This is a genomic window from Micromonospora sp. BS32 (assembly GCF_059089345.1).
Genome location: NZ_JBSSHR010000017.1, coordinates 37,172 through 53,061 on the forward strand (window position 1 = coordinate 37,172; position 15,890 = coordinate 53,061).

16 protein-coding genes are annotated in these 15,890 nt (G+C 73.0%); 6 read left to right on the plus strand and 10 right to left on the minus strand.

The window, feature by feature from the left end; all coding sequences use genetic code 11:
• Window positions 1–33: 33 nt before the first annotated feature.
• The 5 genes from AC5RWQ_RS22780 to AC5RWQ_RS22800 form a co-directional block, all read right to left on the minus strand.
• Window positions 34–828 carry a 2-keto-4-pentenoate hydratase gene (locus AC5RWQ_RS22780; protein ID WP_494284712.1) on the minus strand — a complete coding sequence of 265 codons (795 nt, stop codon included), beginning with the start codon at window positions 826–828 and terminating at the stop codon, window positions 34–36.
• 75 nt (window positions 829–903) lie between these two features.
• The gene (locus tag AC5RWQ_RS22785) at window positions 904–2,385 is read right to left on the minus strand and encodes a 2-hydroxymuconic semialdehyde dehydrogenase (protein WP_494284786.1); all 1,482 of its coding nucleotides are present in this window, start codon (window positions 2,383–2,385) and stop codon (window positions 904–906) included.
• Between the two features lie 20 nt (window positions 2,386–2,405).
• A complete protein-coding gene (locus AC5RWQ_RS22790; RefSeq protein ID WP_494284713.1) occupies window positions 2,406–3,740 on the minus strand; it encodes an FAD-dependent oxidoreductase in 1,335 nt (444 codons plus the stop codon).
• Entirely contained in the window at window positions 3,737–5,053 is a 1,317-nt protein-coding gene (gene kynU / locus AC5RWQ_RS22795) for a kynureninase (RefSeq protein ID WP_494284787.1), read from the minus strand. The genes AC5RWQ_RS22790 and kynU overlap by 4 nt, the downstream gene beginning before the upstream one ends.
• Entirely contained in the window at window positions 5,029–5,931 is a 903-nt protein-coding gene (locus AC5RWQ_RS22800) for a tryptophan 2,3-dioxygenase (RefSeq protein WP_494284714.1), read from the minus strand. The genes kynU and AC5RWQ_RS22800 overlap by 25 nt, the downstream gene beginning before the upstream one ends.
• A gap of 146 nt (window positions 5,932–6,077) precedes the next feature.
• On the opposite strand from AC5RWQ_RS22800, the gene AC5RWQ_RS22805 reads away from it, so the two are divergent.
• From AC5RWQ_RS22805 to AC5RWQ_RS22815, 3 genes are all read left to right on the plus strand, one after another.
• Entirely contained in the window at window positions 6,078–6,551 is a 474-nt protein-coding gene (locus AC5RWQ_RS22805) for an Lrp/AsnC family transcriptional regulator (protein WP_494284715.1), read from the plus strand.
• Between the two features lie 146 nt (window positions 6,552–6,697).
• Complete coding sequence (locus AC5RWQ_RS22810; protein WP_334487277.1) at window positions 6,698–7,222, plus strand: hypothetical protein; 525 nt, start codon at window positions 6,698–6,700, stop codon at window positions 7,220–7,222.
• A gap of 12 nt (window positions 7,223–7,234) precedes the next feature.
• The gene (locus AC5RWQ_RS22815; protein ID WP_494284716.1) at window positions 7,235–8,044 is read left to right on the plus strand and encodes a class F sortase; all 810 of its coding nucleotides are present in this window, start codon (window positions 7,235–7,237) and stop codon (window positions 8,042–8,044) included.
• A 41-nt stretch (window positions 8,045–8,085) separates the two neighbouring features.
• On the opposite strand, the gene AC5RWQ_RS22820 is transcribed toward AC5RWQ_RS22815, so the two are convergent.
• On the minus strand, window positions 8,086–8,619 hold the full coding sequence (locus AC5RWQ_RS22820) for an HNH endonuclease (RefSeq protein ID WP_494284717.1): 534 nt from the start codon (window positions 8,617–8,619) through the stop codon (window positions 8,086–8,088).
• Between the two features lie 284 nt (window positions 8,620–8,903).
• Between AC5RWQ_RS22820 and AC5RWQ_RS22825 the strand changes: the two genes are divergently transcribed.
• The 3 genes from AC5RWQ_RS22825 to AC5RWQ_RS22835 all read left to right on the plus strand — a co-directional run bounded on the left by AC5RWQ_RS22825 (window position 8,904) and on the right by AC5RWQ_RS22835 (window position 12,065).
• Window positions 8,904–9,950 (plus strand): mechanosensitive ion channel family protein, encoded by a 1,047-nt coding sequence (locus tag AC5RWQ_RS22825; protein WP_494284718.1) that lies wholly within the window; start codon window positions 8,904–8,906, stop codon window positions 9,948–9,950.
• A 249-nt stretch (window positions 9,951–10,199) separates the two neighbouring features.
• Window positions 10,200–11,573: an MFS transporter gene (locus AC5RWQ_RS22830; protein ID WP_494284719.1), complete on the plus strand. Its 1,374-nt coding sequence runs from the start codon at window positions 10,200–10,202 to the stop codon at window positions 11,571–11,573.
• A gap of 63 nt (window positions 11,574–11,636) precedes the next feature.
• Window positions 11,637–12,065 (plus strand): globin, encoded by a 429-nt coding sequence (locus tag AC5RWQ_RS22835; protein ID WP_494284720.1) that lies wholly within the window; start codon window positions 11,637–11,639, stop codon window positions 12,063–12,065.
• Window positions 12,066–12,093: 28 nt separating this feature from the next.
• Here AC5RWQ_RS22835 and AC5RWQ_RS22840 read toward each other — a convergent pair whose 3' ends face one another.
• The 4 genes from AC5RWQ_RS22840 to ettA form a co-directional block, all read right to left on the minus strand.
• Window positions 12,094–12,678 (minus strand): type III secretion system chaperone family protein, encoded by a 585-nt coding sequence (locus AC5RWQ_RS22840; protein ID WP_494284721.1) that lies wholly within the window; start codon window positions 12,676–12,678, stop codon window positions 12,094–12,096.
• Window positions 12,679–12,809: 131 nt separating this feature from the next.
• Complete coding sequence (locus tag AC5RWQ_RS22845; RefSeq protein WP_494284788.1) at window positions 12,810–13,487, minus strand: DUF8185 domain-containing protein; 678 nt, start codon at window positions 13,485–13,487, stop codon at window positions 12,810–12,812.
• A gap of 14 nt (window positions 13,488–13,501) precedes the next feature.
• Window positions 13,502–13,945 (minus strand): acyl-CoA thioesterase, encoded by a 444-nt coding sequence (locus tag AC5RWQ_RS22850; RefSeq protein WP_334487287.1) that lies wholly within the window; start codon window positions 13,943–13,945, stop codon window positions 13,502–13,504.
• On the minus strand, window positions 13,938–15,614 hold the full coding sequence (gene ettA / locus AC5RWQ_RS22855; protein WP_494284722.1) for an energy-dependent translational throttle protein EttA: 1,677 nt from the start codon (window positions 15,612–15,614) through the stop codon (window positions 13,938–13,940). Before ettA ends, AC5RWQ_RS22850 begins: the two co-directional genes overlap by 8 nt.
• Window positions 15,615–15,890 lie beyond the last annotated feature (276 nt).

Consider the following 15,890-nt stretch of genomic DNA (forward strand, 5'->3'; position numbering starts at 1 on the left):
GCGGGGCTCGCAACCCCGGCTCACTCCGCACGCTCACGCCACCTCCGCCGAGAAGCAGGTCCGCACCGAGCCGAGCCCGGAGATCCGGGCCTCGTACGCGGCGCCCGGCGTGACCGGCACCATCGGCCCGAGCGCCCCGGAGAGCACCACGTCGCCGGCGCGCAGCGGATCCCCGGCGCGGGCCATGGTGCCGGCCAGCCACTCCAGGGCGTGCAGCGGGTTGCCCAGGCAGGCCGCCCCGGCGCCGACCGACACCGGCCCCCCCGCGCGTTCCAGCACCATGCCGCAGAGCCGCAGGTCGACGTCGGCGAGCCGACGGGGCGTGGTGCCGAGCACGAAGAGCCCGCTGGAGGCGTTGTCCGCGACGGTGTCCACGATGGAGATGTCCCAGCCGGCGATCCGCGAGTCGACGATCTCGATGGCCGGCAGCACGTGGTCGACGGCGCGGATCAGGTCGACGGTGGTGACCCGTTCGTCGGTCAGGTCCGCACCGAGGACGAAGGCGATCTCCGCCTCCACCCGGGGTTGGAGCAGCCGGTCGATCGGCACCTCGACGCCGTCGCCGACCGCCATCGCGTCGGTGAGCGCCCCGAAGTCCGGCTGGTAGACCCCGAAGTTCTCCTGTACCGCCCGGGAGGTCAGCCCGATCTTCGCGCCGACCCGGCGTTCGCCCCGGTCCCACCAGGTCTGCGCCTGGCGCTGCTGCACCTGGTACGCCGACTCGACGTCCCCCTCGGGCAGCAGCCGGCCCCGCAGCGGCGGGCACGGCTTCCCGCTCGTCCGGGCCTCGGTCAGCTCCCGGTTGGCGGCTTCGATATCAGCTCTCATGCCGGCTCCTCGCTGCGCTCGGACCCGACATGAGGCTCGAAGGCGCTGTGCTGATGATTCGCTCGCTACGCTCGCTCATGAGAGGTCCACGCAGACGTTGGTGAGTTCGGAGTAGAAGTTCAGCGAATGCACGCCGCCCTCCCGGCCGATGCCGGAGGCCTTCACCCCGCCGAACGGGGTACGCAGGTCGCGCAGGAACCAGGTGTTGACCCAGACGATGCCGGCGTCCAGCCGGGCGCCGGCCCGGTGCGCCCGGCCCACGTCCCGGGTCCAGACCGTCGCCGCCAGGCCGTACTCGGTGCCGTTGGCCAGGGCGTACGCCTCGTCCTCGTCGTCGAAGGGGGCGACGTGCACGACGGGGCCGAAGATCTCCTCGGTGTTGGTCCGGGCATCCGGGCCGAGCCCGGTGAGCACCGTCGGCTGCACGTACGCGCCGCCGTCGCGGGCGTCGCCGAAGCGCGGCACCCCGCCCCCGGCCAGCACCTCGGCGCCCTCGGCGCGGGCCAGGTCGTAGTGGCCGCACACCTTGTCCCGGTGGGCGTGCGAGATCAGCGGCATGTTCACCGTCGCCTCGTCGGCCGGCCAGCCGTACGCCAGTGCGCCGGCCCGCTCGGCCAGCCGGGCGGTGAACTCCTCGAAGACCGGCCGCTGCACGTAGATCCGCTCCGTGCAGAGGCAGACCTGACCGCCGTTGGTGAAGCTGGACCGGACCGACCCGGCGACCGCGGCGTCCAGGTCGGCGTCGGCGAAGACCAGGCCGGCGTTCTTGCCGCCCAGCTCGAAGCTGACGGCCTTCACCCCGTCCGCGGCGGCCCGCATGATGGCGCCGCCGGTGGCCGACTCGCCGGTGAAGGTGATCGCGTCGACGCCGGGGTGCCGGGTGAGGAACTCCCCGGCCGAGTCCGGGCCGAAGCCGTGCACCAGGTTGAACACCCCGTCCGGCACGCCGGCGGCGGCCATCACCTCGGCGAGCAGCGTCGCCGACGCGGGGGTCTCCTCGCTGGGCTTGACCACCACCGCGTTGCCGCAGGCCAGCGCCGGGGCGACCTTCCAGGTGAGCAGGAGCAGCGGCAGGTTCCACGGCACGATGACGGCGACCACGCCGACCGGCTTGCGGACCGCGTAGTTCAGCGCCCGGCCGCCGGTCGGGGTGACCGTGGTGAACGACTCGGTGGGCGCGGTCGCCACGATCTCGGCGAACGCCCGGAAGTTGGCCGCGCCGCGCGGGATGTCCAGGGTCCGGGCCTGGGAGATGCTCTTGCCGGTGTCGGCGACCTCGGCGGCGACCAGGTCGTCGAAGCGGCGTTCCAGCTCGTCGGCGACGCGGCGCAGCACCTCGGCGCGCTCCCGCTCGCCGGTTCGGCCCCACGGGCCGCGCAGCGCCGCCCGGGCGGCGGCCACCGCGTCGTCCACCGTGGACGCGTCGGCCTCGACCACCTCGAAGACCGGCGCCCCGGTCACCGGGCTGCGCTTGGTGAACCGCTTTCCGGCGTCGACGAACGCGCCGCCGACGAAGTTGCGCAGCAGCCCCGGCCCGTCGGGCGCGTGCCCGGCCATCAGCCGCGGATCCCAGAGCGTCATCCCCGCCCCCTCCGGCTGATCGCCACGACGCCGCCGGCCAGCAACGCCACCGCGCCGACGGCGACCGCCCCGAGTGCCTGGTACTGCCGGCGCACCCGGCGGCGCACCTGCGCGTACGGGGTGGTGGAGAAGGAGACCAGCTCGTACTGAGAAACGTACCGGCCCGGCAGCGCCCGTTCCAGGGCGTGCTCGATCCGCTTGCGGGTCCGGAAGACCGGCGAGGCGACCTTGTCCCGCATCTCCACGAAGTTGGCCAGCGCCATCCGGGCGATCGCCTCCGCGTCGGCCTGCCGCCGGCGCTGGAACAGCGGCAGCGCGGCCGACCAGTCGTCGCCGCACTCGTCGAGGCAACGGTCCAGCTCGACCACGTCCTCGAAGGCGCAGTTCGCGCCCTGGCCGTAGAACGGGACGATCGCGTGCGCGGCGTCGCCGAGCAGGCCGACCCGCCCGTTGACCTGCCAGGGGGTGCAGCGGACCGTGCCGAGCACGCCGACCGGGTTGTGCTGGTAGTCGTCGACCAGGTTGGGGGCCAGTGGCGGCAGGTCCGGGTAGTGCCGGGCGAAGTGCTGCTCGATCGCGGCCGGGCTGCCCAGCGAGGCGAAGCTGGCGGTGCCGTGGGTGGGCCAGAAGAGGGTGCAGGTGAAGGAGCGGTCCGGGTTGGGCAGCGCGATCATCATCGAGGTGCCGCGGGGCCAGATGTGCAGGGCGCCCGGGTCGAGGGCGAACTCGCCGCCGACCGGCGGGATGGTGAGCTCCTTGTAGCCGTAGTCGAGGAAGTCCAGGCTCTCGGTCAGCACCCCGTACCCGAGGAGTTGCCCGCGCACCGCGGAGCCGGCGCCGTCGGCGCCCAGGACGACCGACGCGGCGGCGGCGACCTTGCCCAGCGGGGTCTCGAAGGTCATCTCGCCGCTGGTCGGGTCGAGCCCGACCAGCCGATGGTCGAAGGCGATCCGCACCCCGGGAAGCTTGTCGGCCGCGTCCAGCAGCGCGTTGTTCAGCGCGCCCCGGCTGATCGAGTTGATCGCCCGCTCGCCGCCGACGCTGTACGACTGGAACTGCGGCTCGCCCTGCACCGGGTGGATCATCCGGCCGCGCATCGGCAGCGCGTCCGCCATCACCTGCTCGTCCAGCCCGATCCGGCGCAGCGCATCCAGGCCGCGCTCGGAGAGCGCCAGGTTGATCGACCGGCCGCGCTCGACCCGCCCGGTCCTCGGGTCCGGCCGCCGCTCGTAGAGCGCCACCGGGTAGCCGCGGCGGGCCAGGAAGCAGGCCAGCAGGCAGCCGGCCAGCCCCGCCCCGACGACGGCGATCTCGTCGCGTTCCGTCCTCATGGGTGCACCTCGGAAACGGTCGCGGCCAGCGCGTCGGCGGCCCGCCAGCAGTCGTGGTACGTCGAGTAGAGCGGCACCGGGGCGAACCGCACGATGTCCGGCTCCCGGGCGTCGGCGATCACCCCGTGCTCGTGCCGCAGCCGCTTGGTCAGCTCGTTCGCGCTGCCCTCCCCGATCCGCACGGAGAGCTGGCAGCCGCGCCGCGCGGGGTCGCGCGGGGTGACCACGGTCAGCGGCCGGCCGGCGGTCACCTCGTCGAGGAGCCGTTCCAGCCACCCGGTGAGCCGGACGCTGCGCTCCCGCAGCGCGGGCATCCCGACGGTGTCGAAGAGCTCCAGCGAGGTCCGCACCGGCCCCATCGCGAAGATCGGCGGGTTGGAGATCTGCCAGGCCTCGACGGTGGCCGGCGGCCGGGAGACCGGGGTCATCTCGAACCGGGTGGCCGCCGCGGTGCTCCACCAGCCCTCGAAGCGGGGCAGGCCCGGGTCGCCGAGGTGTCGCTCGTGGACGAAGACGCCGGCGAGCGCCCCCGGCCCGGAGTTCAGGTACTTGTAGGAGCACCAGGCGGCGAAGTCGACGTCCCAGTCGTGCAGCGCCAGCGGCACGTTGCCGACCGCGTGCGCGAGGTCCCAGCCGACCACCGCACCGGCGGCCCGGCCGGCGGCGGTGATCGCCGGGATGTCCATCAGCTCGCCGGTGAGGTAGTTGACCCCGCCGAGCAGCACCAGCGCGACGGTGCCGCCCTCGGCGGCCAGGAAGTCGACCACGTCGGAGGTGCGCAGGGTGTCCTCGCCCGGGCGCGGGCGCAGCCGGACCACGGCGGTGTCCGGGTCGAGGCCGTGGAACCGGGCCTGGCTGCGGACCGCGTAGCTGTCCGAGGGAAAGGCGCTGTCCTCGACGACGATCCGGGTCCGTGCCCCCGCCGGCCGGTAGAAGCTCACCATCAGCAGGTGCAGGTTGACGGTGAGGGAGTTCATCACCACGGTCTCCGCCGGCGACGCGCCGACCAGTCGCGCGGCCGGCGCGGTCAACAGCTCGTGGTACGGCAGCCACGGCCGCTCCGCCTCCAGGTGCCCCTCCACCCCGAGCCGGCGCCAGGCGTCCAGGTCGGCGAGGAGCTCGTCCCGGGTGGCCCGGGGTTGCAGGCCGAGGGAGTTGCCGGCCAGGTAGGCGGCCTCGGGGTAGCGGCCGCCGTCGGAGGGCGGCACGTGGAAGAGGTGGCGGTGGCCGGGGTCGGCCTTGTCGAGGCGGTGGGCCTCCTGCTCCTGGTTCAACGTCGGTTCCCCGGTCACATCGCGGTCCGGGCCGACCAGAGCTCCGGGAAGACCACCCGGGCCATGCTCCGCTGCAACCAGGCCAGCCCGGCGGAACCGCCGCTGCCCACCTTCGCGCCCATGGTGCGCTGCACCGCCTTCACATGGTTCCACCGCCAGTCACCGAACTGCTCGGCCACCTCGGCCAGCGCCTCGCCGAGCAGCCGGAGCTCGTTCCGCGGCCCGTCGTCGCCGTAGATCTCCACCCAGGCCGCCTCGACCAGCGGGTGCGACCCGTGCTCGACGGAGACGTCCCGGGTCAGCAGGTCGGCCGGGAGGTCGTGGCCGTGCCGGGCGAGCAGGGCGATCACGTCGTCCCAGAGGCTCGGCGCGGCGAGGGCGGCCAGCAGTTCCTCGTGCACCTGCTCCTGCCGGCGGAACGGACGGATCAGGGCCGGGTCGCGCAGGCCGAGCAGGAACTCCAGGTGTCGGTACATCGCGGACTGGAAGCCGGAGCCCTCGCCGAGCTGGTTGCGGAACCGGTTGAAGTCGGCCGGCGTCATCCAGCGCAGCCCGCGCCAGGCCGCGTTGAGCCCCTCCAGGTGCAGGGCCGCCCGGCGCAGCGGCGCCAACGCCTCCCAGACCCGGTCGGCGCGCAGGTCCCGCTGGGCCTGGCGCAGCTCGTGGCAGGTGAGCCCGAAGTACAGCTCCATGATCTGGCTGACCATCAGGAAGGACATCTCGCCCGGGTCGGAGGTCACCGGCTGCTGCAACGAGTGCAGGGTGCTGGCGTGCACGTACGCGTCGTACGGCACCCGGTCGGCGAACTCCAGGGTCGGTTCGCCACGGTTTCGGGCCGCCCGCGCGGCCCGCTGCTGCGGGGTGGCCGGGCGTACCGCCGCGGTCGGCGCGGGCGCCCGCACGTCGGTCTGCTCCACGGTCTCGTCTCCTCCTGGTACGGGTGCCGACATGATCCCGCGGTCGCCGGGGCTTACGGAATGCCGATTCGATGGCACTGACCGCTGATCACCTTCAGTCCGGAACGCTCTTCTGCCGATCCGCTTGCGAAAGGTAAAGTCCCCGCGTGGATGAGATGGACTGGGCGCTGCTGCGTGAGCTGCAGGCCGACGCGCGACTGTCGTTCAGCGAACTCTCCCGCCGGGTGCACCTGTCACCGCCGGCGGTGGCCGAGCGGGTGCGCCGGTTGGAGGAGTCCGGCGTGATCACCGGCTACCACGCCCACGTCGACCTGACCCGGGCCGGCCGCAGCGTGGTCGCCCTGATCCGGATGTCCTGCTACGGCTCGCGCTGCATCCTGCACGACCCCGAGGTGGCCGGCTGGCCGGAGATCCGGGAGATCCACCGGATCACCGGGGACGCGTGCAGCATGCTCAAGGTGGCCGCCGGTTCGATCGAGGAGTTCGAGGCGGTGATCGACCGGCTCGCCCCGTACGGCCAGCCGTCCAGCACGATGGTGCTCTCCACCCCGCTGGACTGGCACCCGGTCGGGCAGCTCCCGCCCCGGCCGGCCGGGAGACCGGACGCCCGCCGCCGCTGAACCCGATCCGGGTACGCCCCGGCGCCCCCGTCCGGCCGCCCCTCACCCGCCGCCGGCGGCGTCGGGTTTGCCCCCGGGCCAACGGGAATGCAGGCCCGAACACCCGTCGCAGGATTCCGGCGAATCGTCGCCGGGAGGGGGGAATCATGCGGGGGCTCCACGCGTACCACCGCGCCTTTTCCGCCGCGCTGGCCATGTTCGCCCTGATCGCGGCGTTCGTGCTGGCGACGGCCACGCCGGCGAGGGCCGGCGAGAACGTGTTCGTCGAGGTCACGCCGAACAGCGCGCAGGCCGGCACCCGGGTCAACATCCGGGCCAGCTGCGACAACGCGAACAACCGGCAGGCGGACGTGCACTCCGACGCCTTCGGTCGGGTGATGCTCCGGCCCGACAACGGCTTCCTGACCGGGGCGGTGACCATCCCGGGCAACAAGCAACCCGGCGACTACACCGTCGACCTGCGCTGCTCCAACGGCAACACCGCGTCGACCATGCTGACCGTGCTCAACATGGCCCAGCCGAGCAAGGGCCCGGCGACCGGCGGCGGGGGCACCGCCGAGGACCGGGGAGTCGGCTCGCTGCTGCTGGTCGGCGGCCTGGCCGTGCTCGCCGTGGTGGCCGGTCTCGGGGTCTTCGGCAGCGGCCGTCGACGCGCCGGGACCCGCGCCTGACGTACCGCCGTCATGACCCGCCGACGCAGCCGTACGCCGCGGTCGGGTCGGGACCGGCTGCGCGCCGCGGCCCGGCTCGCGGCCCGGACGACGGGCCGGTTCCGCCGGGTGGCCCGCCAGGCGTTCTCCGCCAGCGTCGCCACCACCGACCCGATCGCCCACGCCCGGCCGGTGCGTCCGCCGACCGCCGGCCCGCGGTACGCGGGCCGCCATCCCGGCGTCGGGGTGCTGGTGATCGGGACCCTGATGGTGCTCATCGTGGCGATGCTCGGGGTGGAGCGGGTCACCGGGCTGAGCGTCCTGCCGGACCGGTTCATCGCCGGGCTGCGCCCCCCGCCGAAGAAGTTCCCGGTGCTGCCGGGGAGCCCGCCGACCCGGATCGCGATCTCCTCGATCGACCTCCAGGCGCCGGTCCACCACGTCGGCATTGCCGCCGACGGCAGCATCGCGGTGCCGGACGCCGCCCGCGCCCAGGAGGCCGGCTGGTACGACCAGGGCCCGACCCCCGGCCAGTACGGCCCGGCGGTGCTCGTCGGGCACGTGGACACCACCACCGGACCGGCGGTCTTCCACGGTCTCAAGGAGCTGCGCTCCGGGGACACCGTGGAGGTGACCCGGGAGGACCACCGGGTGGCCGTCTTCGAGGTCGACCAGGTGGAGCGCTACGGCAAGGACCGGCTGCCGACCGACGAGATCTTCGGCGACTTCAGCCGCCCGAACCTGCGGCTGATCACCTGCGGCGGCCGGTGGGTGGGCGGCCAGACGGGGTACACCGACAACGTCGTGGTCTACGCCTCGCTGGTCCGGGCCCGCGACGGCTGACCGCCGGCCCGACCGCCCCCGGCGCGGTCGGGCAGCCTCGGTCAGGCCGCCTCGGGCTCGCGCAGGTCGAGCCAGTCCGCCCAGCGTGGGTCGGGGGTCCGGTGCCCGAGCACCCGCCAGGCGGTGCCCTTCGGCGCGGCCGGCAGGGAGTGCAGCCGCCAGCCCAGCTCGGCCGGGGTCTTGTCGCCCTTCGTGTGGTTGCACCGGGCGCAGGCGGCGACCACGTTCTCCCAGGCGTGCCGGCCGCCCCGGCTGCGCGGGAAGACGTGGTCGATGGTCTCGGCCGGGCCGCGGCAGTAGGCGCAGCGCCCGCCGTCCCGGGCGAAGATCGCCCGGCGGGAGAGCCCGACGTGGGTCCGGTACGGCACCCGGACGAAGCGGGTGAGCCGGACCACCGAGGGGACCGGCAGCGCGTCCCGGGCGCTGTGCAGGATGCCCTCGCCGTCGGCGACGCAGACGGCCTTGGCGGAGAGGACGAGGATGGCGGCGCGACGCACGGACACGACACACAGCGGCTCGTAGGTGGCGTTGAGAACCAGCGCGCTGGAGCCCACCGTGGGTCGTATGTCAGGCATCGTGCTCACCCTCCCGGTCCAGCCGTTCCCACCGCTGGGCACGTCGGCCGGGCCCGGCACAGCCGGTAACCACGACCGACGCCGGCGGGCTCACCGACGTCCGTTGCGCCAATAGTCCCTGATAAGACCCCGGATTGCACGTACTAATCCGGGGTCCCTCATGAAGCTTTCTCCGGTCGTGTGAAGATGTCCGGTTACCAACCGGTGATCATGATGCACCGCGCAGGCCGGACGCCCGGAGGGTCGGCGACGGCCCACCCCACCCGGTGCGGTACGAAGACAGGGTGAGCCCTGCCAGCCTGATCTTCCTCGCCGAGCCGATCGACCCCACGCCGTCGCCGGACTGCCTGAACAACGCCCTCTGCAAGTTCATGCTGGACGCCACCGGGTCGGTCTGGTTCGCCGAGGGCAGCTACTGGATCCTGCTGAAACCGCTGCGGGTCGCCCTGATCCTGCTGCTGGCCGTGATCGCCCGATGGGCGCTGCACCGGACGATCAACCGGCTGGTCCGCACCACCACCGAGGGCGCGGTGCCGACCATGCTCCGGCCGCTGCGGGAGCGGATCCCGTCCGCCTCGCTCACGCCCGAGGAGTTCGTTCCGGAGCGGCGCCGGCAGCGGGCCGAGGCGGTCGGCTCGGTGCTGCGCAGCGTGGTCACGGCCTTCGTCTTCGGCATCGCGCTGCTGATGACCCTGCGCGAGTTCAGCTTCGACCTGGCGCCGCTGCTGGCCAGCGCCGGGATCGCCGGCGTGGCCCTCGGCTTCGGCGCGCAGAGCCTGGTGAAGGACCTGATCGCCGGCCTGTTCATGTTGATAGAGGACCAGTACGGCGTCGGCGACACCGTCGACCTGGGCGAGGCGACCGGTGTGGTCGAGTCGGTGGGGCTGCGGGTCACCACGGTCCGGGACGGGCGCGGGGTGCTCTGGTACATCCGCAACGGCGAGATCGTCCGGGTGGGCAACAAGAGCCAGGGCTGGGCGCTGGTGGTGGTGGACCTGCCGATCGGCTTCGCCGGTACCGAGGAGGCCAACGCGGTGCTGCGCATCGCCGCCGCCTCGGTGGCGATGGACCCCGACCTGGCCCCGGAGATCGTCGAGCCGCCGGAGGTGCTCGGCGTGGAGCAGATCACCGTGGACGGGGCGGTGATCCGGACGGTGGTCAAGACCACCGCCGAGGGGCAGTTCGCGGTGGGCCGCGAGCTGCGCCGCCGGCTGGCCGAGGCGCTGGAGAACTCCGGCATCACGGCCCGGATCGCGGCCGCCCGGCTCTATCCGGGCCGGCTCCCACAGCCCGATCCCACCCCCGGCACCGGCCAGAGTGGCGCCACCTGACCTGCGGGTGAAGCCCGCGTCACGACAAGCGAAAATCCGGGGGTCGCGGACCGCACGGCCCCTCGGGTATCGTCCGTTCGTTCAGTCGGAGATGCGACGATCAATCCGTTCGCCCTAGCCAGTTGTCAGACTATCGGGCAGAATCCGGTGCACAGCGCTCCCGCCGGAGCGTGATCAAGTCCTCGCTGATCCGTAGATCTGACGACGGGGTCCCGACGGGCCGTCACGAGCGGTCGACGTCGGGGCACGATGGAGGCGACGGTGTCCGAGCGAACCTCCCCGGAGCAGCCGGCCACCTTCAGTGAGGTGTTCGGCCAGGCTGAGTACCGGGCGGTCTTCACGGCCAGCGCGCTCTCCTGGATCGGCGACTACGTCGCCAAGGCGGCCGTCACGGTGCTGGTCTACCAGCAGACCAACGGTTCCGTCGCGCTCTCCGCCGCCGCGTTCGCGGTGAGCTACCTGCCCTGGCTCGTCGGCGGCCCGGTGCTCGCCACCCTGGCCGAGCGGCACCGCTACCGCCAGGTCATGGTCGTCTGCGACGTGGTCCGCATGGCGCTGACCGCGCTGATCGCCGTGCCGCACATGCCGGTCTGGGCGATCCTGGCCCTGCTCTTCGCCACCACCCTGGCCAACCCGCCCAGTCAGGCCGCCAAGTCGGCGCTGCTGCCGGTCATCCTCTCCGGTGACCGCCTGGTGCTCGGGCTGTCGCTGAACGCCAGCGTCGGCCAGGCCGCACAGGTCGTCGGCTACCTGGTCGGCGCGGCGGTGGCCGCCTTCAACCCGGCCGCGGCGCTGCTGCTCAATGCCGCCACCTTCGCCCTCTCGGCCGTGCTGGTCCGCCTCGGCGTCCGCGACCGGGAACCGGCGATGACCGAGGCGCACCGCAGCCACCTGTTGCGGGAGACCGGCGAGGGCTTCCGGATCGTCTTCGGCACCCCCGTGCTCCGGGCGATCGCGGTGCTGGTGTGGAGCGCCATGCTCTTCTCCGTCGTCCCCGAGGGCCTGGCCGCGGCGTGGGCCGGCGAGCGCTCCGACAGCGGGCTCGGCGCCGGGCTGGCGCAGGCCGTCATCATGGCCGCCAACCCGGTGGGCTACATCCTCGGGGGGCTCCTGATCGGCCGGGCGCTCACGCCCGCCCGCCGGCTCGCGCTGATGCGCCCGCTGGCGGTGCTGGCCCCGCTGGCGCTGGTTCCCGCACTGCTCGACCCGCCGCCGACGGTCGTCGCCCTGCTCGCCGCCGCGTGCGGCTTCGCGGTCGCCGGCATGCTGCCGACGGCCAACGGGCTCTTCGTCCGGGCCTTGCCCAACGGGTACCGGGCCCGGGCCTTCGGCGTGATGGCCACCGGCGTCCAGGCGATCCAGGGTGCCGCGGTGCTGAGCACCGGGCTGCTCGCCGACCGGTTCTCGGTGCCCGTGGTGGTCGGCGTGTGGAGCGCCGCCGGGGTGCTGCTGATGCTCGTCGCGGCGCTCCGCTGGCCGGACCGGACGACGGTCGACTCGGCGGTGGAGGCCGCCGAGCGGGCCAACGAGTCGGTGACGGCGGGTGACCGGGCGCACACCGCCGGCGCTCGTGCCGGCCGCGCGCCGGGCGAGCACGGCCGCCGCAGCCACGCTGTGACGTGATCGGCAGTCGTCCGGGGCGGTACGCCCCGGTCGGCCCGCCACCGCACCTGGCAGGATGGAACGGTGAATCCCGCAGCTGAGTCCGACCGGCCCGGTGCGTCGGTGACCCTCTTCGAGGCGGTCGGCGGCGAGCCGACGTTCCGCAAGTTGGTCGACGAGTTCTACGCCGGGGTGGCCACCGATCCGCTGCTGCGACCGATGTACCCGGAGGAGGACCTCGGGCCGGCCGCCGACCGGCTGAGCCTCTTCCTGATGCAGTACTGGGGCGGCCCGAACACCTACTCCGCGCAGCGTGGCCACCCACGGTTGCGGATGCGGCACGCCTCGTTCCGGATCGGCGCGGCCGAGCGCGACGCCTGGCTGCACCACATGCGGCGGGCGGTCGACCGGCTGGACCTGCCGCCGGAGATCGCTGTGGCGCTCTGGGAGTACCTGGAGCGCGCCGCGTACTTCATGGTCAACGTGATGGAGGACCCGGCCGAGGGCGCCTGAGCGGCGCCGCCCGGCCGGCCCGCCCGGTTCAGAGCAGGGCGCCCTCGTCGTGCAGCCAGTCCACGAAGGTGGTCGCTACCGCGGCCCCGCAGTCGATCATCTCGACCAGCAGCGCGTCGTGCGTGCCCGCGCCGAGCGGCACCTGGAGCTCGGCGTAGATGGGCAGCTGACCACGCTCGGTCGGGTCACCGATGTACGCCTTGCAGAACCGGCGGGTGTGGTTCCACTCGTTGACCACCCGGTAGGCACGGTCGGCCCAGTCCGGCGGAACGGTCGCATGTGGACGGGCCCGCATCACCAGGATCTCGTCCTCCGGGCCCTCCAGGGTGACCAGCACCGCGTGCCGCTCCCACATGGCCAGCAGGTTGCCGTCACCGTCGGCCAGGTACCGCACGTCCAGCAGGTCCAGCGCGTCACAGACCCGACGCAGAGTGACCGGCTCGACGGCGACCGGCACGTCCGTGATCATGGACCGGTCGGCGGCCGGACAATCGTCCCCCGGCTGGCGGGGGGCCGGTGGTCCGACCCGGACGACGCTGTCCACTGTGATCCCGCTTCGAGTTTCCGGGTCGCCGCCACCGGCGGGACCAGGGCGCCATGACCACCACGGCATCGCTCGCGCACCTCACTCCCCAGCGGATCCGGACGCCTACGGTGCGTTGGATCCGAGGATGGACGGTACCCGGACAGCCGGGTTGAAGCACCCCCCTAACGACAGCCCCAGCCCGGAAGAATGACCACAGGTCATACTTTCGGACGAACCTGGGCCGGCCGGACGGCGAGCTCCGAGACGGTGCGCGCCCATGCCGCTCCGTAGGGTCCCACCAGGCCGACCCAGCGTCCGGCCACCCGCACCTGGGCCTGCCCGGTGCCGCCGGCCGGCTCCGGTGGGCCGAGGAAGCCCATCCGGACCACGGCCTGGACCAGGCGCTGGGACACCTCGACCGGCTCTCCCGGCGGGTCGTCCGGGCGGACCGTCACCGCCACGTGGTCGAGCAGGGCGTCGCGGAGCACGCGCTGGCCCACCGCGCGCCCGGCCACCCCCTCGGTCGCGGCGGTGCGCAGGGTGCCGGCCGCCGCCTCGGCGACCCGCCGCAGCTCCGCCGCCGGGATCAGCTCGACCCGGCGGCTCGCGCCGGGCGGCAGCGGCCAACGCCACTGGGCATCCCGGCGGGCCGGCAGCGCGTCGTCGGCCGCCGCCAGCCGGGCCAGCAGATCGGCCGCGCCGACCGTCACGTCGTCCGGCGCGGTACCGGAGACGGTGCGGACGACCAGCACGTCCCAGGGCAGCCGGGCCCAGAGCGCCGTCCGGCCGGCCCCGCCGACCGGGCGGAGCCGGACCACGGTGGCCGGGTCGAACCGGACCAGCCGGGCCAGGAAGGCACCCGCGTCGGCGACCCCCGCCAGCCCGTGTCCGACCATCACCGGCGCGCCGCTCACGCCGCCCCGCCCGGCGCGTACGAGAGCAGGAAGGCCCGCTCCTCGTCGCTGAGCCGCCGGGGCAGCTTGCGGGTCAGGTCGAACGGGACCAGCACCGAACGGGCGGTGCTGGCCAGCACGTCACCGTCGTAGAGCTCGTACGCGACGGTGAAGGAGGCGGCCCGGATCTGCTCCACCCACAGTTCGATCCGAACGGTCGGGGCCGCCTCCGCGGTGGCCCGGCCGAGCGCGTAGTCGACCGGGCGCAGGTAGTCGACCTCGTGCCGGCGGATGACGACACCGTCGGCGAACGAGCCCACCCCCCACGCCCGGCCCCCGGCGAACATCAACGCCACCCGCGCCTCCTCGTAGAGCGTGAGGAAGCGCGAGTTGTTGACGTGGCCGTACGCGTCCAGGTCGGACCAGCGCAGCGTGCAGTGGTAGACGAACCGGTCAGTCACGGGTGAGCTTGCGGTAGGTCACCCGGTGCGGGCGGGCGGCCTCGGCGCCGAGCCGGTCGATCTTGTTCTTCTCGTACGCGTCGAAGTTGCCCTCGAACCAGAACCACTTCGCCGGGTTCTGGTCGTCGCCCTCCCAAGCCAGGATGTGCGTGGCGACCCGGTCCAGGAACATCCGGTCGTGGGAGATGACCACGGCGCAGCCGGGGAACTCCAGCAGCGCGTTCTCCAGGCTGGAGAGGGTCTCCACGTCCAGGTCGTTCGTCGGCTCGTCCAGGAGGATGACGTTGCCGCCGATCTTCAGGGTCAGCGCCAGGTTGAGCCGGTTGCGCTCGCCGCCGGAGAGCACCTTGGTCGGCTTCTGCTGGTCGGGGCCCTTGAAGCCGAAGGCGGCGATGTACGCCCGGGACGGCATCTCGACCTTGCCGACCATCAGGTAGTCGAGGCCGTCGGAGACGACCTCCCAGACGGTCTTGTCCCCGGCGAGGCCCTGCCGGTTCTGGTCGACGTACGACAGCGAGACGGTGGGGCCGACGTTGACGTCGCCGCCGGTCGGCTGCTCCAGCCCGACGATGGTCTTGAACAGGGTGGTCTTGCCGACGCCGTTCGGACCGATGATGCCGACGATGCCGTTGCGCGGCAGCGAGAACGACAGGTTGTCGATCAGCAGCCGGTCGCCGAAGCCCTTGCTCAGGCCGTGCGCCTCGATGACCGTGCTGCCCAGGCGGGGACCCGGCGGGATCTGGATCTCCTCGAAGTCCAGCTTGCGGGTCTTCTCCGCCTCGGAGGCCATCTCGTCGTACCGGTCGAGGCGGGCCTTGGACTTGGTCTGGCGGGCCTTGGCGTTGGAGCGGACCCACTCCAGCTCCTCGGTGAGCCGCTTCTTCATCTTGGCGTCGCGGCGGCCCTCGACGGCGAGCCGGGCGGCCTTCTTCTCCAGGTAGGTGGAGTAGTTGCCCTCGTACGGGTAGGTGCGGCCGCGGTCCAGCTCCAGGATCCAGTTGGCCACGTTGTCGAGGAAGTACCGGTCGTGGGTGATCGCCATGACGGTGCCGGCGTACTTGGCCAGGTGCTGCTCCAGCCAGGAGACGCTCTCCGCGTCCAGGTGGTTGGTGGGCTCGTCGAGCAGCAGCAGGTCGGGCGCCTCGAGCAGCAGCTTGCAGAGCGCGACCCGGCGGCGCTCACCACCGGAGAGCTGGGTGACGTCCGCGTCCGGCGGCGGGCAGCGCAGCGCGTCCATGGCCAGTTCGAGCTTGGAGTCGATGTCCCAGGCGTCGGCGTGGTCCAACTCCTCCTGGAGCTTGCCCATCTCCTCCATCAGCTCGTCGGAGTAGTCGGTTGCCATCTGCTCGGCGATCTTGTTGAACCGCTCGAGCTTGGCCTTCGTTTCCGCGACCGCCTCCTCGACGTTGCCGAGGACGGTCTTGGCGTCGTTGAGCGCGGGCTCCTGGGCGAGCATGCCGACGGTGTAGCCGGGCATGAGCCGGGCCTCGCCGTTGCTCGGCCGGTCCCACCCTGCCATGATCTTGAGGAGGCTGGACTTACCGGCGCCGTTCGGGCCGACCACACCGATCTTGGCCCCCGGCAGGAAGTTCAGCGTCACGTTGTCGAGCACGACCTTGTCGCCGTGCGCCTTGCGCGCCTTTTCCAGGACGTAGATGAACTGGGCCACGGTGCGGGCTACCTCCGTCGGTTGCTGTCGCCTGATGGGCGGCGCGGGCGCGGGCTGCGACTCCGCCCGCCACCGCCGGCCGGGAGCCGGCCGCACGCACGCCATCGTCAATCCTGACAGGTACGGCCCGCTTCGCCCACATCACCCCGCCGGAGGAGTACGGCGGCGAGCCGCGTCGCCGGCGGCTGATGCCGGCCTCGTGCTCGAGAAGCGGCAGGCCATCCTCATCCCGGCGCTCCGACCAGGGGATGTCGGCAAGATCACGGGTAGGGTTCG